17 protein-coding genes are annotated in these 16,818 nt (G+C 55.9%); 8 read left to right on the forward strand and 9 right to left on the reverse strand.

Annotated features, from left to right (window positions below; genetic code table 11):
- Positions 1-35 precede the first annotated feature (35 nt).
- The 6 genes from RYZ18_RS01340 to RYZ18_RS01365 form a co-directional block, all read right to left on the reverse strand.
- Positions 36-983: a homoserine O-succinyltransferase gene (locus tag RYZ18_RS01340; protein WP_317654589.1), complete on the reverse strand. Its 948-nt coding sequence runs from the start codon at positions 981-983 to the stop codon at positions 36-38.
- A 34-nt stretch (positions 984-1,017) separates the two neighbouring features.
- Positions 1,018-1,890, reverse strand: coding sequence for an ATPase (locus tag RYZ18_RS01345; RefSeq protein WP_317655781.1), 873 nt, complete (start codon positions 1,888-1,890; stop codon positions 1,018-1,020).
- 92 nt (positions 1,891-1,982) lie between these two features.
- On the reverse strand, positions 1,983-3,116 hold the full coding sequence (locus tag RYZ18_RS01350) for an outer membrane protein transport protein (RefSeq protein ID WP_317654590.1): 1,134 nt from the start codon (positions 3,114-3,116) through the stop codon (positions 1,983-1,985).
- 93 nt (positions 3,117-3,209) lie between these two features.
- The gene (locus tag RYZ18_RS01355) at positions 3,210-4,106 is read right to left on the reverse strand and encodes a DMT family transporter (RefSeq protein ID WP_317654591.1); all 897 of its coding nucleotides are present in this window, start codon (positions 4,104-4,106) and stop codon (positions 3,210-3,212) included.
- A gap of 87 nt (positions 4,107-4,193) precedes the next feature.
- Entirely contained in the window at positions 4,194-5,006 is an 813-nt protein-coding gene (gene mazG / locus RYZ18_RS01360; RefSeq protein ID WP_317654592.1) for a nucleoside triphosphate pyrophosphohydrolase, read from the reverse strand.
- 11 nt (positions 5,007-5,017) lie between these two features.
- Positions 5,018-5,545, reverse strand: coding sequence for a flavin reductase family protein (locus tag RYZ18_RS01365; RefSeq protein ID WP_317654593.1), 528 nt, complete (start codon positions 5,543-5,545; stop codon positions 5,018-5,020).
- A 136-nt stretch (positions 5,546-5,681) separates the two neighbouring features.
- On the opposite strand from RYZ18_RS01365, the gene speB reads away from it, so the two are divergent.
- The 5 genes from speB to ccmE are packed head-to-tail and all read left to right on the forward strand — an operon-like array spanning position 5,682 to position 9,918.
- On the forward strand, positions 5,682-6,653 hold the full coding sequence (speB, locus tag RYZ18_RS01370; RefSeq protein WP_317654594.1) for an agmatinase: 972 nt from the start codon (positions 5,682-5,684) through the stop codon (positions 6,651-6,653).
- Positions 6,650-7,588, forward strand: coding sequence for a lysophospholipid acyltransferase family protein (locus tag RYZ18_RS01375; RefSeq protein ID WP_317654595.1), 939 nt, complete (start codon positions 6,650-6,652; stop codon positions 7,586-7,588). Before speB ends, RYZ18_RS01375 begins: the two co-directional genes overlap by 4 nt.
- A complete protein-coding gene (locus RYZ18_RS01380; protein ID WP_317654596.1) occupies positions 7,569-8,396 on the forward strand; it encodes a glutamate racemase in 828 nt (275 codons plus the stop codon). Before RYZ18_RS01375 ends, RYZ18_RS01380 begins: the two co-directional genes overlap by 20 nt.
- 10 nt (positions 8,397-8,406) lie before the next feature.
- A complete protein-coding gene (gene argC, locus RYZ18_RS01385; RefSeq protein WP_317654597.1) occupies positions 8,407-9,435 on the forward strand; it encodes an N-acetyl-gamma-glutamyl-phosphate reductase in 1,029 nt (342 codons plus the stop codon).
- 39 nt (positions 9,436-9,474) lie between these two features.
- On the forward strand, positions 9,475-9,918 hold the full coding sequence (gene ccmE / locus RYZ18_RS01390) for a cytochrome c maturation protein CcmE (protein WP_317654598.1): 444 nt from the start codon (positions 9,475-9,477) through the stop codon (positions 9,916-9,918).
- Between the two features lie 10 nt (positions 9,919-9,928).
- On the opposite strand, the gene guaA is transcribed toward ccmE, so the two are convergent.
- Positions 9,929-11,512, reverse strand: a complete 1,584-nt coding sequence (guaA, locus tag RYZ18_RS01395) for a glutamine-hydrolyzing GMP synthase (protein ID WP_317654599.1) — start codon at positions 11,510-11,512, stop codon at positions 9,929-9,931.
- A 173-nt stretch (positions 11,513-11,685) separates the two neighbouring features.
- Here guaA and RYZ18_RS01400 point away from each other — a divergent pair, with 173 nt between their 5' ends.
- The gene (locus RYZ18_RS01400; protein ID WP_317654600.1) at positions 11,686-13,233 is read left to right on the forward strand and encodes a trimethylamine methyltransferase family protein; all 1,548 of its coding nucleotides are present in this window, start codon (positions 11,686-11,688) and stop codon (positions 13,231-13,233) included.
- Here RYZ18_RS01400 and RYZ18_RS01405 read toward each other — a convergent pair.
- The gene (locus RYZ18_RS01405; protein ID WP_317654601.1) at positions 13,188-13,538 is read right to left on the reverse strand and encodes a DUF6477 family protein; all 351 of its coding nucleotides are present in this window, start codon (positions 13,536-13,538) and stop codon (positions 13,188-13,190) included. The two genes, RYZ18_RS01400 and RYZ18_RS01405, sit on opposite strands and share 46 nt — an antisense overlap.
- A 218-nt stretch (positions 13,539-13,756) precedes the next feature.
- Here RYZ18_RS01405 and RYZ18_RS01410 point away from each other — a divergent pair, with 218 nt between their 5' ends.
- Complete coding sequence (locus RYZ18_RS01410; RefSeq protein ID WP_317654602.1) at positions 13,757-14,890, forward strand: DUF6456 domain-containing protein; 1,134 nt, start codon at positions 13,757-13,759, stop codon at positions 14,888-14,890.
- A 76-nt stretch (positions 14,891-14,966) separates the two neighbouring features.
- The gene (lipA, locus tag RYZ18_RS01415; protein WP_317654603.1) at positions 14,967-15,917 is read left to right on the forward strand and encodes a lipoyl synthase; all 951 of its coding nucleotides are present in this window, start codon (positions 14,967-14,969) and stop codon (positions 15,915-15,917) included.
- On the opposite strand, the gene RYZ18_RS01420 is transcribed toward lipA, so the two are convergent.
- A complete protein-coding gene (locus tag RYZ18_RS01420) occupies positions 15,914-16,801 on the reverse strand; it encodes a cytochrome c (protein ID WP_317654604.1) in 888 nt (295 codons plus the stop codon). The two genes, lipA and RYZ18_RS01420, sit on opposite strands and share 4 nt — an antisense overlap.
- Positions 16,802-16,818 lie beyond the last annotated feature (17 nt).

Below are 16,818 nucleotides of genomic sequence, written 5' to 3' on the forward strand. Positions count from 1 at the left end.
GGGGTGAATATAGGGACGCATCTTGCGCCCGTCTATCACCGCCGCAGATCGGTGCTGTCTTGACCAATGCGCGCCATATCAAAGGGTGTCGTCAGATAGATTTCCGAGATCCAATTGCCGAATAGAAGATGGGCATGGCTGCGCCAGCGGTTGAGTGGCTTTTGGCTTGGATCATCGTGAGGGAAGTAATTGACGGGCAGGGCGATACTGGCCCCGTCCACCTGCACATTGCCCAGATCACGTTGATATTCTTCGGCCAAGGTGGTGCTATCATATTCAAGATGATTGAAAATATAGAGCGCGCGATGTGCGCTATCTTCGACCAAGGCAGGGCCAACCTCGGGACTGTCGAGCAAAACGGGCAGACCCGCGGCCTCGATCTCGGGGCGGCGCATTTCCGTCCAACGGCTGACGGGCATCACCAAATCATCGGAGAACCCCCGCAAATAGGGACTGTCTGATTGCAGATTGCGATGCCGATAGCACCCGAATTGCTTTGCGGGCAGCATATGTTTTTTGACGCCGTGGAAATAATTGATCATCGCCATCCCGCCCCAGCAAATGCCAAAGGTGGAATGGACATTGGTTTGCGTCCATTCGAAGATTTCGCACAGCTCGGACCAATAGGTCACATCTTCGAAATCCAGATGCTCAATCGGCGCGCCTGTGATGATTAGGCCATCAAATTTTTGGTCGCGCACATCACGAAATGGCTGATAAAATTCGGCCATATGTTCTGCGGCGGTGTTCTTGGTTTCATGTTCGCTCATACGGATCAGCGAAAATTCCGTCTGCAACGGCGATGCGCCAATCAGGCGGGCAAATTGCGTCTCGGTCTGAATTTTCTTGGGCATCAGGTTCAAAAGCCCAATTTTCAATGGCCGAATATCTTGGCTTTCTGCCGCGCTGCGCCCCATGACCATCACCCCCTCATCCCGAAGGATGGAGAATGCAGGCAGGCTGGTTGGCAGGGTTATCGGCATTTGTTGATCCGTATCTTCCGCGCGAGCAGGGGATTTAGGTGATCTCGCCGCGCGCCTCAAGGGCAGAGGCGATCAAATCAATCACATCTTGGGCATCGGACACACGCGCCACATCTTCGGCGCTGACCCTCAGGCCCCAGTTTTTCGCCATGTCGCGATAGAGCGGCGCGCGATGATGCAAGGCCGCCGCGTAGGTGTTTCGGATAAAGTCATCTGGATTGACCGCATCGGGCGACAGCCCTGTTTCTGCCAGATAGTCAGCCCATCGCGCGTTCAGAAATTGCGGTTGGTAATACATGGGCTTTGGCGCACGGGTGAAGCGGCGGATCAATTCCTCAGTATGATCTTCGCTGCCTTCAATCCAAATCATCAGGCAATTTTGCGCAAGCGTGCGCAGCACCTCGTCTTGCGGGTCATTGGGGTCAACCACCTCGCAAATAGAGCCGCCGGTGTCGCAGACGAAATTGGCATATCCATAAAGGTCGCGCGCGCGGATGATAAAGCTGGGCGTGTCCAAAAGGGCGTTGATCTCAGCGCGCCGATGCAGCGCCTGACGGCGCATATATTCGTCAAACCCGACCCCTCCCTTGGCAGGATCACCAGGTTTTCCAAGGAAGGTAGAGAGCGGCGCGAGATTGTTAAACGTGATGTTCGAACCGATATAAATCGAATCCGACTTCAGCAAATCTGCCAGAAACGGCACTTGCATTGCCTGACGTTTGAGATTGTCGACAATATGCTCGCCCATATAGGCGGTGCCAATGCGGTAATCGATGGAATAGTGGAACCAATCCCCTGCATCGCGTAGCAAATTGGCAAGCCGTGTCTTGCCAAGGCCTGACATCCCGAAAAAAAGAACCTGTTTTTGCGCCGCTGCACGCCAATCGCTTGCGGATTTATAAAGCATTTCCATAGGGCCTGCCGCCTTTGCCAAAGCCTTGTTTTGGCAGGTCTATCCCGAAAACCTGCCAAATTCCAATGGCGATTTTGCGCGCCGCCTTAAAAGCGATGGCTGAGACGGATCGTGACAAGCCTTGCCCTGTTTCCGTTGAACCGCGCAAAGGGCGTGGTTCCAAGCCCCGTTGTTGTGTCGTCAAATCGCACCTCAGAGAGGGCAAAGCCGATGGCCGCGCCGCCGCGTGTATATTCGGCCCCAAGCGTGAAGCCGCATAGGCCATCAACAGGGGCAAGGTTGCTTGATAGGCCGCCCGTTTGCGGTTCTTGCGAATACAGGGCCGATATACCCCATGCCTCACTTAGGCGATGCTTGACGCCCAAATCATAGCGCATGACATCATCGCGATAGGTGACCAATGCACCTGCGGGATAGAGGTTTGGCCTGATCTCAAATCCCCCCCAACGGCTTTGTTGAATGCGGCCAAAAAGGGCGGTGTTGGTCGCAATGCCCTGTTGAAAATCAAGGCTGAGGGTTGCGGGCATCTCAACGCCAAACCGCGTGTCGCTGAGGGCAGGGGTCGCGCCTGCCGCGCCCAATACCCGCCCCTCTTGGCCTGAAAACGTCAAATCAATCGGGCTGGTATAGCTAAGGGCCAGACGGGTGCCGAATTCAGGGCGGCTATAGGCAAGCCCCAGAACATAGCCAAGGCCTGTATCGCTTTCGCCATCAAAGCGGTAGGAAAAGACATTCGGCAAGCCTGCATTCAGCGAAACGTAAATATCACCATCCGATTGCAACAGGCGCAGACCACCATAAGCAAAGGCGTTTTGGCCGATGTCATAGGATAAAAGCGCCGTGATCGCACGGCTTTCCAATGTGGCAGTGGTGCCGTTCAGCGGATAGCCCGCCGCAGTATAGGCGGTGTTGGCAGCATAGGGGGTGGTGATTTGCAAGGCCACGCCCATGCGATCACCCAAATCTTGCTTATATCCCAAATTCAGCGTGGTGCGGTTTTGCAGGACATTTTGTGCGCCCACGTTTGGCGCGGCGACAAGTGCGCCTGACACTGTAATATCGCGGCGCTGTGCGCTGATTTCGGCATAACCGCCATCCTCGAACAGGATGAGCGGTGAGAATGTGGTTTGATCTAGGCCCCCTGCATAGGCGACTTGGCCAATGAAAAGGCTGCATAAAAGTGAATAAACGGGTGCAAGCAACCAACGCTTACGGGTCATGATGGGTGTCCCTCCTACAATGATCCCCCTTGGTGATCATTAAGCGCAAGCACACCCTTCTTGTATATATAAAAAATGCCTAAAAAGTTACATTTAGCTGATGGCGGAATTGCGGCGTTCTAGCCGCGCGGCGCCTGTAATATTGAGGTAATTCGCCCCGAAAATAAGGGCTGCCCCCAAAAGAACCATGGCGTCAAGGGGTTCGGCATAGAGCATGACCCCAATCAGGGCAATCACAGGCAGGCGCACAAAATCCAGTGGCATCACCACCGAGGCGGGCGCGACACTGAGGGCGGATGTCAGGCAAAAATGCGCCACGAGCCCCGCAAAGCCGATCAAAACAATCCACGCCACATTGCCCCCTGTCGGCAAGGCCATATCCCCATCGGCAAGGCTGCACACCAGTCCAAAGACCAGTTGCATGATGGTGAGGTAAAACATGATGCAGGTGATGGTTTGGCTCTGCGTCAGGCGCTTGGTGAAAATCGCGGTGCTGGCAAAACAAAGCGCCGCCGCTGCGGCAATGATCATTCCCGCAGAGGGGGGCGCCACCCAAGGGCGCACGACAAGGAGGATGCCGATGAACCCCACAACCGCGACAAATAGCTTGAGCCGCGTCAAATGCTCGCCCAAAAACAGGGCAGCCAAAAGCATGACCCAAAGCGGCGAGGTGAATTCAAGCGCGAAGACCTGCGCAAGTGGGATCACAGTGATCGCGTAAAACCACAGATTTTGCCCCGCAAAATGAAAGATATTGCGCCCCATATGCATCGGCAGCTTGTCGCGTTTGACCTCACTCCATTTGCCAAAGACAGTGGCAAGGATCGCAACCACCACAACCCCCACAGCCGAGCGATAGGTCATGATCTCGAATGTGTCCAATTCAAAGGAGACAGCGCGCCCTGCGATGGCCATTAGGGTAAAGGCGACAATTGCCCCTGTCATCCAGAGCGCCGCCAATGCGGGGCGCTGTTGGTTTGCTTGGCTCATCAGTGCACGCTTTCCTAGGTTAGGCGCCCCAAAATCGCGCCAAGGCAGGAAGGTAGCCAAAATCACAGGCTTGGCAAGATGGCGGCGTTACAGCCGCTTGGTCTTGGCCTCTTGCCACAGGGCTTCCATCTCTTCGAGGTTGGACTGATCTGCGCTGCGACCAACAGCCCGAAGTTCGTTTTCTATATAATTGAAACGGCGGGTGAATTTTTCATTCGCTTTGCGCAAGGCCGTTTCAGGGTCTACCTTGAGATGGCGCGCCAGATTGGCCATCACAAACAGCAAATCCCCCATTTCTTCTGCAATTTTCTCTTGGGGGAGGGTCGCGCGCGCCTCGGCCAATTCAGCGGATTCTTCGGCGATTTTATCGATCACCTGATCTATCTGTGGCCAATCAAACCCCACGCGTGCTGCCCGTTTTTGTAGTTTTTCCGCCCGCATCAAGGCGGGCAAGCCGAGTGCAACATCGGCCAAAACCCCCGTTTTCGCACGGGCGGCGCGCTCGCGGGCCTTGATCTTTTCCCAATCTTCGACCTGTTGGTCTGCGGATTTGTCGCGATTTTCTGCACCAAACACATGTGGGTGGCGCGCGACCATCTTGTCGGAAATGTCGTGCAGAACATCGTCAAAGGTGAAATATCCCGCTTCTTCCGCCATTTGCGCATGATAGACCGATTGCAGAACCAGATCCCCCAATTCGCCGCGCAATTCGCCCCATGAACGGCGCGAAATTGCATCGGCCACCTCATAGGCCTCCTCAATCGTGTAGGGGGCAATACTGTCGAAATCTTGCTCGATATCCCAAGGGCAGCCCGCCTCTGGGTCGCGCAAGGCGCGCATGATCTCTAGAAGGCGGGCCATAGAACCGCCGCCATTTTCAATCAGATCACGATCATACATGGCGCATCCCTTTATTTGGTTTCCGGCGCAAGGGCGCGAAAGCGGCGTTTGTGGTAAATCAGCGGCTCGGTCTGATCGGAGAGGGTCACGGCGCGCACCACGCCGAAAATCACATGATGCGTCCCGATGGTGTCTGATTTTAATATGCTGCAATCAAAGGCGGCCAAAGCATCTGAGAAAACAGGCGCACCCGTGGCAAGCGGGGCATAGGCCACCCCGTCAAAGCGCGCAGCCACTGTGAGGCCATGCCGGCCTGCAAAAATTTCTGCTATCTTATCAGATCCTTGGCCGAGGATATTGATGCAAAATACGCCATTTTCCAGAATGACGGGCAGCGATGTCGAATTGGCATGAACGCAAATCAACATGGTTGGGCCATCGGCTTGGGTGTCTGGGTCTGCAGAAACAGAACTCATGGCTGAGACGGTCAAGCCGCCCAAACCTGCAACACCATCGGTGCTGACCACGCAGACGGAATTCGCGCAAAGGCTCATCGCGTCAATAAAATCTTGGCGCAATTTATCGGTCTGCTCGGTCATCTGCCCATCCTTTTTGATCTTTGGGGTAGATCTAGTCGAATTTCACCCTTGAGGCCAGTCGCCGTGGCGGGTTTGGCTTGAGTTTTTCCCAAAGCTGGAACAGAACGGATCAAGGACAGTAAGGGAGAGGCGCAAAATGGCGCTGGAAGATGCCAAAAGCCAAATTGATCTGGCCATTACGGCGGGATCGTTCAAAGGGCTTGCGTTTGAGAATGCGTTTTCTGGGGTGCCTTCTTTTTTGCGCCGCAAACTGTCTAAAGACCTATCGGGGGTGGACCTGGCTATTACAGGCATTCCCTTTGATCAGGCGGTGACGCATCGCGCAGGCACCCGATTTGGCCCGCGCGCCATCCGCGCCGCCTCAAGTTTGCAACCTTTTGATCCGCCCTTTGGGTGGGATGGTTTCTCGCCGCTTGAGGAATTTGCGATCGCCGATTACGGCGATATGGCACTGGATTATGCGCAACCCGCGCAGACGCCCGCCGCAATTGAGGCGCATATCGCAGGCATTTTGGCGCAAGGGGCGAATGTGATTAGCTTGGGCGGAGATCATTCGATCACCCTGCCGATTTTGCGCGCCCATGTGGCCAAATTCGGGCCCGTGGCGCTGCTGCAATTTGATGCCCATACCGACACATGGCCTGATGATGCGCCTGCGCGGGTGGATCATGGAACCTTCTGCTACAAGGCGGTGAAGGAAGGTTTGATTGATGTTCAGCGGTCAATCCATGTGGGTATCCGCACAGTGGTGGACGACAATCTTGGCATCGAGATCATCAGTGCCCAAGATGTGGCGCGGCGCGGTGTGGCGGATGTGATTTCAGCAATTCGCACGCGGCTTGGTGATGCGCCTGTCTATCTTTCCTTTGATATTGATGCGCTTGATCCGGCCCATGCCCCTGGAACAGGCACGCCCGTCTGGGGGGGCTTGAGCAGCCGTGAGGTGGCCCTGATCCTGCGCGGATTGGCGGGGATTAACCTAATCGGCGGCGATGTGGTTGAGGTGTCCCCCCCCTATGACACGGGCGAGATCACGGCGGTGGCTGCCGCCCATGTTGCGCTAGAGCTGATCTGCCTTTGGGGTTGGCCGAAGCGGGGGCATGGATGACAGAACATCCCCGCAAATTAAAGCGCTATCAGGTGGCGCGTGATATCACCTATGCGACCTCGGCGCAGACCCGAATGGGGCGTGCGGTGATACGTCTGTTGGAAAACACGACAGGGCGCCTGTCCTTGATCCGCCGTGCCGAAGGCTATGAGGATCAAGTGGCGGCAGGTCATGATTTTTGGCAGGTGATGTGCGATCGCTACGGCCTGAAGATCAATTATCACGGGGCAGGGCTAGAGGGCATTCCCGAGGCGGGGCCACTGATTTTGATTGCGAACCATCCGTTTGGTATTTTGGATGGGTTGATTATGGGGCATATCTTATCGCAGCGCCGTGGCGGGGATTTTCGCATTCTCGCGCATCAAATTTTCCGCAAGGCCCCCGATCTTGAGCGGATCATTTTGCCCGTCTCCTTCGATGAAACCAAAGAGGCGGTTGCGCAAAACATCACCACACGTAAGGCCGCGTTTTCCTATCTCGATCAAGGGGGCGCGATTGGCATTTTTCCTGGCGGCACAGTTTCGACTGCGGCCAAGCCCTTTGGCGTTCCGATGGATCCAGATTGGCGAGTCTTTACCGCGCGCATGGTCGCGCGTTCAGGGGCAACCATGATCCCGATTTTCTTTGAAGGGCAGAATTCGCGTCTTTTCCAGATCATGAGCCATATCCATGTCACCTTGCGCATGGGGTTGCTGATCCGTGAATTTCGCAAACGGATGAAAGTGCCGCTTGACGTGACCGTGGGCAGGCCAATTTCGCGGCAAGATATGGCAGCTCATCTGGACAATCCGCCCGCATTGATGGATTTTCTACGCAGCGAAACCTATCGCTTGAGCCAAACGCCGATTGACCCCCGCCTGCGCGGGTTTGAATTTGATCAAAAGCGTCTCGCCAAGCGGCATGAAAGGCAGGAAGATGGCGGTCGGCATATTTGACTCAGGCCTTGGCGGGCTGACAGTGTTGGATGCGGTCACGCGGCGATTGCCCGATTTGCCATTGGTATATTTCGGCGATAACGCGCACACGCCCTATGGAGTGCGGGATGCAGAAGATATCTACCACCTGACCACGCGCGGGGTGCAATGCCTGTTTGATCAAGGCTGTGATCTGGTGATTTTAGCCTGTAACACCGCCTCTGCTGCCGCGTTGCGGCGCATGCAGGAGGGGTGGGTTCCGAAAGACAAGCGCGTCCTTGGCGTGTTTGTGCCCCTGATTGAGGCGCTGACCGAGCGGCAGTGGGGGGATAACTCGCCCCCCCGCGAAGTTGCGGTAAAACATGTGGCGCTTTTTGCTACGCCTGCAACTGTCTCAAGCCGCGCGTTTCAACGTGAATTGGCCTTTCGCGCCATTGGCGTTGATGTCGAAGCACAGCCCTGCGGCGGCTTGGTGGATGCGATTGAGATGGGCGATATGATCTTGGCCGAGGCGATGGTGCGTAGCCATGTTGAGGCGCTTTTGCGCCGTATGCCGCGCCCCGAGGCGGCCATTTTGGGCTGCACCCACTACCCGCTGGTTGAAGAGCATTTCCGCACTGCCCTTGGCCCTGATGTGGCCGTATACAGCCAGCCCAATCTGGTTGCCGAAAGTCTGGCCGATTATCTGACCCGCCGCCCTGAAATGGTCGGTGCGGGGGCCGTGACGAAGTTTTTGACAACAGGCGACCCGCAAAAAGTATCGAATAAGGCCACACAGTTTTTGCGCCGCAAGATTGCCTTTGAACAGGCAGAGCTTCCTGATGCATGAAAGAGATGGAATGACAAAGAATATCGCGATCCTAGGGGCCTCTGGATATACGGGCGCGGAATTGGTGCGGCTGATCCATGGGCATGGGGGCATGCGCATCCTGGCCCTGTCAGGCGAGCGCAAGGCGGGTATGGCGATGGGGGATGTGTTTCCCTTTTTGCGCCACTTAGATTTGCCCGTTCTTCAGAAAATCGAAGACATTGATTTCACGAATATTGATCTGGCCTTTTGCGCGCTGCCCCATGCGACCTCGCAGGCGGTGATCAAAGACCTGCCGCGCGATTTGAAAATTGTGGATCTCTCCGCGGATTTTCGTCTGCGCGATCCTGTGGCCTATGAAAAATGGTATGGCCAACCCCATGCCGCCCCAGAATTGCAGGCCGAAGCGATCTATGGCCTGACCGAATTTTACCGCGATGAAATATCAGCGGCGCGCCTTGTCGCAGGCACAGGCTGCAACGCGGCCACGGGGCAATATGCCTTGCGGCCTTTGATTTCGGCAGGGCTGATTGATCTTGATGAGATCATCATCAACATGGTGGTTGGCGTGTCGGGGGCAGGGCGTAGCCTAAAAGAAAACCTGCTTCATGCCGAACTTTCCGAAGGCACAAACCCCTATGGGGTGGGCGGCACACATCGCCATTTGGGGGAATTTGATCAAGAATTTTCGGCCCTCGCAGGGCGCAAGGTTGAGGTGCAATTCACCCCCCATCTCGCCCCGTTTAACCGCGGGATCTTGGCTACGGTCTATGTCAAGGGCGAGGCTGAGGCGATTTACGACACATTGGCCGAAACTTATGCATCCGAGCCTTTTGTGCATGTGCTACCCTTTGGCGCAGCCCCGTCAACGCATGATGTGCGTGGCTCGAACCATGCCTATATAGGGGTGGCAAAAGATCGGCGCGCGGGCCGCGCGATTGTTTTTGCCGCGCTTGATAACCTGTGCAAAGGGTCATCGGGTCAAGCGATGCAAAACGCCAATCTGATGCTTGGGTTTGACGAAAAGCAAGGGTTAGAAAACCTCGCGCTTTTCCCATGATCCCGCGTGACGGCGTGATGGAATGATAGGTGTAAGACGATGCAAACATTGAAAAAAAGACGCCGTATTCAAATTGTTATGCTGGCTGTGTTTTTCCTTGGGGGCATGGCCGTGCTGGTTGGGTATGGGTTTCGTGATGGCATCAATTTCTTCATGCCGCCCGCCGAGGTGGCCGAAAACCCGCCCGCAGCGAATAAAACCTTCCGCATCGGCGGTTTAGTCGAGGAGGGGACCCTGCGCCGCGGCCAAGGAGCGACCATCACCTTCAACGTCACCGATGGCGCGGCCTCCATCCCTGTGTCTTACACGGGTGTTTTGCCAGATCTGTTTGGCGAGGGCGAAGGCATGGTTGGCACAGGCCGCCTAATTGATGGCGTGTTTGAAGCAACCGAAATCCTCGCCCGCCATGACGAGACCTATATGCCCGAAGAGGTAATTGACGCTCTTAAAGAGCAGGGTGTGTATCAAGCGCCCGAGAGTTAAGGCTCGCGCCTCACTCCCACTCAATCGTTCCGGGCGGTTTTGAGGTGATGTCATAGGTCACGCGGTTGATGCCCTTGACCTCATTGATGATGCGCGTTGCGGTTTCGCCCAAGAAATCATGGCTAAAGGGGTAGTAATCCGCTGTCATCCCATCAACTGATGTCACAGCCCGCAGGGCGCAGGCGTAGTCATAGGTGCGGCCATCGCCCATGACACCCACGGTGCGCACGGGCAAGATCGCGACAAAGGCCTGCCAAATCTCGTCATAAAGCCCATGCTTGCGGATTTGGTCGATATAAACCGCATCGGCCTTGCGCAGGATTTCTAGCTTTTCGCGCGTGATCTCACCGGGGCAACGGATCGCAAGACCGGGCCCAGGGAAGGGGTGGCGGCCGATGAAATGCGCGGGCAGACCCAGTTCACGCCCCAAGGCGCGCACCTCGTCCTTGAACAATTCGCGCAAGGGTTCGACCAGTTTCAGACCCATCTTTTCGGGCAGGCCGCCCACATTATGATGGCTTTTGATCGTGACGCTTGGCCCGCCAGAAAAGCTGACGCTTTCAATGACATCGGGGTAAAGCGTGCCCTGCGCCAAAAAGGCGGCACCTTCGATGCCATCGGCATATTTCTGGAACACATCGATGAACAATTTGCCGATGGTTTTGCGCTTTACTTCGGGATCGCTGACCCCTTCGAGCGCACCAAGGAACAAATCCTGTTCTTGCGCGTGGATCACGGACAGGTTCATGTGATCGCGGAACATCGTGACCACTTCCTCAGCCTCGCCCATGCGCAGCAGGCCATGATCGACAAAGACGCAAGTGAGCTGATCGCCAATGGCCTCATGGATGAGCGCCGCCGCAACCGAACTATCAACCCCGCCTGAGAGGCCGCAAATCACCTTAGCATCGCCAACTTGTTCGCGAATGGCGGCGACCGCTTGGTCACGATAGCCCGCCATCGTCCAATCGCCGCGAAAACCTGCGATGGAGAGAAAATTCTTATAGAGCTGCGCGCCATTGGGGGTGTGATGCACCTCGGGGTGGAATTGCACCGCGTAAAAACGGCGGTTCACATCGGCGGTGATCGCAAAAGGCGCGCCTGGGGAAGTGCCAAGCACTTCGAACCCATCGGCAATTTTGCTGACATGATCGCCGTGGCTCATCCAAACCTGTTCGCGGCCATCCTCCGCGCTGAACCATCCATCCACAAAATCTGATTGGGAGGTGGTTTTTGTCACATAGGCGCGTCCAAATTCGGCGGTGGCGTGTTCGCCTGCCTCAACCGTGCCACCGAGATCCTGCATCATCACCTGCTGACCATAGCAGATGCCCATGATCGGCACGCCCAGATCATACACGGCGCGCGGCGGGCGCGGGGATCCTTCGCGCATCACCGAATCTGGCCCGCCAGAGAAAATCACCGCCTTGGGGTCGAATTCCGCCAAAAACGCGGCATCGACATTTTGATAGGGATGAATTTCGCAATATACATTTTGCTCGCGCAGGCGGCGAGCAATCAGTTGCGTCACTTGGCTGCCGAAATCAATGATCAGAAGCCGCTCATGGGATTGGGCAATGGGTTCTATCGTCATATGCTTCGCATAGGCGAGGCTTTGCGCGCGCGCAAGAGCGCGAATGTCGCTTTCCCCTCGCAAATGGCGCAAATCGCCATCGCCCCCAATGTTTCGCAAGATAAAAGCGGCAACACACCTGCCCCGCAATTTTTGCGGGATTGAAATTTATGTCACTTCGAGAGGGCAAAACCATGAGCGAAGCAGCAGCAGATCGACGTCGGGGCAGAGGGGGTGGCGGAGCCGCCCGCCGTGCGGAGCGCAGCGCACCCAAACTTGAAGCGGCGAAATATATCGAACGCAAAATCCCCAATCTCGAAATCCTCTCGGATGAGGCGCTGGAGATCATCGAGGCGAACGCGGAAACTGTTCTCGAAGAGATCGGTGTCAATTTCGTGGAAAATCCCGAGGCGCTGAAGCGGTGGAAAGATGTCGGGGCCGATGTAAACGGCGAGCGTGTGCGTTTTCCCAAAGGACTGCTTCGCAGCCTGATTAAAACCGCGCCGTCCTCGTTTATCCAACACGCCCGTAACCCAGAGCGCAGTGTTGAGATCGGCGGCAAATCTTTGGTGCTTGCGCCTGTTTACGGCCCTCCCTTCGTTTGGGACAGTGTCGGTGGCCGCCGTTATGCGACTATGGCTGATTTTCAGAAATTCGTGAAATTGGGCTATATGTCGAAATGGTTGCACCATTCGGGTGGCACAGTGTGCGAACCTACGGATATTCCCGTCAACAAGCGCCATTTTGATATGCTGTACGCGCATATGAGCCTGAGCGATAAGCCCTTTATGGGGTCGGTGACCGAACCATCGCGGGCGCAAGACTCAGTTGATATGTGCAAAATCCTGTTCGGCGAAGATTTCGCGACCAATAACACGGTCATGACATCGCTGATCAATATCAATTCCCCGCTGACTTTCGATGCAACCATGATGGGCGCATTGGAGGTTTATGCCGCGAATAATCAGGCTTGCATCGTCTCGCCCTTTATCGTGGGGGGCGCAATGGCGCCTGTTTCGGTTATGGGCACGCTGACCCAAGTGTTGGCCGAGGTGATGGTGGCTGTCGCTTATAGCCAAATGATCCGCAAAGGCGCGCCTGTGATATTCGGGGCCTTTGTGACATCGATTGATATGAATTCAGGCGCACCCACATTTGGCACGCCAGAAGCTGCGCAAATCACATATGGTGCAGGCCAATTGGCGCGGCGTTTGAACTTGCCTTACCGCTCGGCGGGGTCGTTTAACGGCTCGAAATTGCCCGATGCGCAGGCAGCCTATGAGACGTCAAATTCGCTGAATATGGGTTTGCTGTCAGGCGTGAATTTCATGCTGCATTCTTGCGGCTGGCTTGAGGGTGGCTTGGCCGCAAGCCCTGAGAAATTCGTGCTTGATGCGGATCAGCTTGGCGTGTTGCACCATCTGGCGGCGGGTGTGCCGATTGACGAGAATGCCCAAGCGATGGATGCGTTGCGCGAAGTTGGCCCTGGCGGGCATTTCTTGGGTTGTGCGCATACACAGGCGAATTTTAAAACCGCCTTCTGGAAAACCAATGTGCTTGATTATAAGCCCTATGAAACATGGGTGGATGAGGGCAGCCGTGACAGCGTGGCCTTGGCGGCTGCGCGGGTGGACAAAATGCTGTCTGAATATGTCCAGCCCGCGCTAGACCCTGCGGTTGACGAGGCCCTCAAGGCCTATATCGCGCAACGCAAATCTGAGATGCCAGACGCCTTTATTTGAGCTTCTAGGTCACACGATCTTTCGCCGCCCCATGCCACAAGCTTGGGGCGGTTTTCTTTTGCGGCAGTCGCATCTGTGCTTTTGCGCTCAGCCAGTTGGATCAGCGCAGCAAGGGTCGTGATATGTTGCGTGGGCGAGTAATGGGCGGCCCCGCTTAAGCGCGCAGTATTGAGAGCTTCTTCGCGTGCCAAAAGATCTTGGCTTGATTGGCGCAAGGGTTTTTGACCTGCGGCGGCAAAGCGCGCCGCACGCACAAGAGAAGGCGGGCGGCGCATATCTTGAAGGGTTGTCATCAAATCAGCCATGGGGAGGGGTCTTTCTCTGATAAAGATTTACCCCCCAAGAATGCACTCGCATATCAAAGGCTTGCAGAATTCCGCGCACAGCGCGCGCGCGGCCCGTTTTTCTTTACGAAATTTAAAGAGTTTTCCCCATATTCGCAAAAATTAACCCTTCAGTAACCCTTTGCGGGAAATCTTAAGCAACTTGACCGCTATGGTTGTTTGATCTGGGGGCTCCATCCATGACTGATGATGATCTGACCTATCAGATTGATCTTCCCGACCCAGATCGGCTGACGGGGTTTTCTGACCCTGTGCAGCACTACATTTGCCACGTTCATTACGGGCTGACCTTCACCAAAATCGCCGCGGCCTATCACAGCCATCCCAGCACGATACTGCGCCATGTGCGCCAAATCGAAGATGCCCGTGATGATCCGCTTTTAGATCAGGCTTTGGCCGATCTCGATGATCCTCTCCCTCCCAAGGATGTTCTCCCTATGCCCTCAATTCCGAATGCTCATGCGCCAAAGCAGGCGCAAAAATACCCCCCTAATAGCGATGGCGAGGCGCGGCGTATCTTGCGCCGTCTTTGCGAGAAAGACGCGGTTTTGGTTGTGGCTCAAGATATGGATCGCGCGGTTGTTTTGCGCCCGAACCTTGAAGGGGGTCAAACCCGCACGGCGGTGATGGATCGCAGCCACGCACAATCTTTTGTGCTGAAGGATTGGATATGCGCCACCCGCAAAGGGCGGGTGGCCTCCTATCGGATTACGCCAACGGGGCGTTTGGCCCTAAAGCGCCTGATCGAGGAAGACCGCCGCCGCCGCAAATCGGATGGGGATATGGGGCAGGGGCCAAATGTCTTTGCTGCGCAGCATGGTGACTATGCCCTCAAGCGCGAAAATTTTGCCAATGGCAGCCATGCACAGATGCGCGTTAACCTTAACGAGTCGCCCCTGTCAGGCTTGGCGCGGCGCAAGGGTGCAGATGGCAAGCCGTTTCTCAGCGCGCCTTTGGTGCAGGCTGCTGAACGCCTGCGCGAAGATTTTGAGCGCGCCCAATTGGGGCCGCGCGTGGCGCAAAATTGGGATCGGTTTTTGACCTCAGCAGATCGCGGCGTGTTTGGCGATGGTGGGATCGGCGAAGGGCCTGCCGCCGCGCGCAAACGTGTTTTGGATGCAATGGATCATTTAGGGCCGGGTCTGTCCGATGTTGTGATGCGGGTCTGCTGTTTCCTTGAGGGGATGGAATCGGCCGAGCGCCGCTTGGGATGGTCGGCGCGGTCAGGAAAGGTTGTTCTGAAAATTGGGCTGCAACGCCTTTTGGAATTTTATCAAACGCATCACGGCTTGGTGCCCGCCATGATCGAGTGAGGCAAAGTGATCTGCGGGGTTACAATCGTGTGGCAAAGGGATTAAATTACCCCCGCAACGTCACGGAGCCAGACCCATGCGCGACCTTAAATTGCCCGAGCAGCGTCACCCAGAAAAGGCGCATCGTCCCGATCAGGCACAGCCGAAAAAACCCTCTTGGATAAGGGTGAAGGCCCCTGTTGGGGAAGGCTATAAGGCCACGCATAAAATCATGCGCGAGCATAAATTGACCACCGTTTGCGAGGAGGCGGGTTGCCCCAATGTCGGCGAATGTTGGAGCCAAGGTCACGCCACGATGATGATTATGGGCGAGGTTTGCACCCGTGCCTGCACCTTTTGTAATATCGCAACCGGTAAACCGCCCGAGGCCTTGGATGTCTTCGAACCGGGCCGCGTGGCCGATGCGGTCAAGAAACTTGGCCTGAACCACGTTGTCATCACTTCGGTGGATCGCGATGACATTGAGGATGGTGGGGCAGAACATTTTGCCCAGACCATTCGCGCTATTCGCCGCCAATCCCCTGACACAACCATCGAGATTCTAACCCCCGATTTTTTGAAATGCGACCCAAGTGTTTTGGAAATCGTGGTGCGTGCAAAGCCCGATGTGTTCAATCATAACCTCGAAACTGTGCCAGGTCTTTACCCTGAGGTGCGCCCCGGTGCGCGCTATTTCCATAGCCTGCGCCTGCTGCAGCGGGTCAAGGAGATGGATCCGACCATGTTCACCAAATCTGGTATCATGGTTGGCCTTGGGGAAGACCGCCAAGCGGTGTTGCAGGTTATGGATGACATGCGGGCCGCCGATATCGACTTTTTGACCATTGGCCAATATTTGCAGCCAACCCCAAAACATCACGCGGTGGATCGTTTTGTGACGCCAGAGGAATTCAAGGCCTATGAAAAGGCGGCGTTTGGCAAAGGGTTCTTGATGGTTTCGGCCACGCCTTTGACGCGCTCTAGCTATCATGCAGGGGATGATTTTGCCCGCCTCAAAGCGGCGCGTTTGGCAAAATTAGGCGCTTAAGGCAATTCTTTGAGATATTGCGCAATTGCGGCCCGATCATCGGGCTGCAGCATGGCCATGTTTCGGATCACATCGACCATATGGCCGCCTGCGCTGTCAAAGCTTGGGGTGAAGCCATCATTAAGATAGGCCGCGATCTCATCCTTCGACCAGGTTAATGCGTCTGGGGTGAGGGGGGGGATGCGCCCCTGTCCCGAAGGGTTTGGTGCCCCTCTCAACCACGCGCCATGATCCACTGCGCCAAGCGCGCCGCGGGATGTGTGGCATTCACCGCAATGCGCGAGGGCCTCAACCAGATAACGACCCCGCAGGGCTTCGTCACTCAAGGGGGCCGTGACCGCATATCCCCGCTCAAGGTAGAGGGCCTGCCAGAAGAATAGGGCGGGGCGGATGTTGAAGGGAAAGGTCAGATCATGGTCGCGCGACAGACTTGGGTCGGCAGGCAGGCTTTGCAGATAGCCATATAGATCAGCCATATCTTGAGGGTCAGCCAAACGATAAGCTGTGTAAGGAAAGGCAGGATAAAGGGGCAAACCATTCGGTCCGCGGCCATGTTGCATGGCGTGTAAGAACTGCGGCATTGTCCAATCGCCTATGCCTGCAGTCGCGTCAGGGCTGATATTTGGCGCGTAAAATGTGCCAAATTCCGTTTCAAAGGCGCGCCCACCTGCCAAGATCAACCTCGCCTCACCCTCGGCCCCGTTTGCTGCGTGGCATGAGGCACATCCCCCCGCCCAAAACACCCGCGCGCCATTCTCTAAATTGGGGTCAGCGAGGGCCGCCATTGTGCTTGCCGTGATTGGGTTGCGCGGAAAGACCGCCCATATCAAAAGAAACCCGCCAAAAGCGGCCAAACTGGCGCTGATGATCAGTTTCTTCCACATGGGCGGCCCGTATCCTG

It is taken from the genome of Roseovarius sp. 10 (assembly GCF_033100315.1).
GTDB lineage: Bacteria > Pseudomonadota > Alphaproteobacteria > Rhodobacterales > Rhodobacteraceae > M30B80.

Excerpts from the sequence above, each read along its gene's own strand:
- mazG (WP_317654592.1), bottom strand. The coding sequence starts at position 5,006 with ATGTATGATCGTGATCTGATTGAAAATGGCGGCGGTTCTATGGCCCGC.
- RYZ18_RS01355 (WP_317654591.1), bottom strand. The coding sequence starts at position 4,106 with ATGAGCCAAGCAAACCAACAGCGCCCCGCATTGGCGGCGCTCTGGATG.
- RYZ18_RS01340 (WP_317654589.1), bottom strand. The coding sequence starts at position 983 with ATGCCGATAACCCTGCCAACCAGCCTGCCTGCATTCTCCATCCTTCGG.
- ccmE (WP_317654598.1), top strand. The coding sequence starts at position 9,475 with ATGCAAACATTGAAAAAAAGACGCCGTATTCAAATTGTTATGCTGGCT.
- RYZ18_RS01405 (WP_317654601.1), bottom strand. The coding sequence starts at position 13,538 with ATGGCTGATTTGATGACAACCCTTCAAGATATGCGCCGCCCGCCTTCT.
- speB (WP_317654594.1), top strand. The coding sequence starts at position 5,682 with ATGGCGCTGGAAGATGCCAAAAGCCAAATTGATCTGGCCATTACGGCG.
- RYZ18_RS01375 (WP_317654595.1), top strand. The coding sequence starts at position 6,650 with ATGACAGAACATCCCCGCAAATTAAAGCGCTATCAGGTGGCGCGTGAT.
- lipA (WP_317654603.1), top strand. The coding sequence starts at position 14,967 with ATGCGCGACCTTAAATTGCCCGAGCAGCGTCACCCAGAAAAGGCGCAT.
- argC (WP_317654597.1), top strand. The coding sequence starts at position 8,407 with ATGACAAAGAATATCGCGATCCTAGGGGCCTCTGGATATACGGGCGCG.
- RYZ18_RS01410 (WP_317654602.1), top strand. The coding sequence starts at position 13,757 with ATGACTGATGATGATCTGACCTATCAGATTGATCTTCCCGACCCAGAT.
- RYZ18_RS01350 (WP_317654590.1), bottom strand. The coding sequence starts at position 3,116 with ATGACCCGTAAGCGTTGGTTGCTTGCACCCGTTTATTCACTTTTATGC.
- RYZ18_RS01345 (WP_317655781.1), bottom strand. The coding sequence starts at position 1,890 with ATGCTTTATAAATCCGCAAGCGATTGGCGTGCAGCGGCGCAAAAACAG.
- RYZ18_RS01400 (WP_317654600.1), top strand. The coding sequence starts at position 11,686 with ATGAGCGAAGCAGCAGCAGATCGACGTCGGGGCAGAGGGGGTGGCGGA.
- RYZ18_RS01420 (WP_317654604.1), bottom strand. The coding sequence starts at position 16,801 with ATGTGGAAGAAACTGATCATCAGCGCCAGTTTGGCCGCTTTTGGCGGG.
- guaA (WP_317654599.1), bottom strand. The coding sequence starts at position 11,512 with ATGACGATAGAACCCATTGCCCAATCCCATGAGCGGCTTCTGATCATT.
- RYZ18_RS01365 (WP_317654593.1), bottom strand. The coding sequence starts at position 5,545 with ATGACCGAGCAGACCGATAAATTGCGCCAAGATTTTATTGACGCGATG.
- RYZ18_RS01380 (WP_317654596.1), top strand. The coding sequence starts at position 7,569 with ATGGCGGTCGGCATATTTGACTCAGGCCTTGGCGGGCTGACAGTGTTG.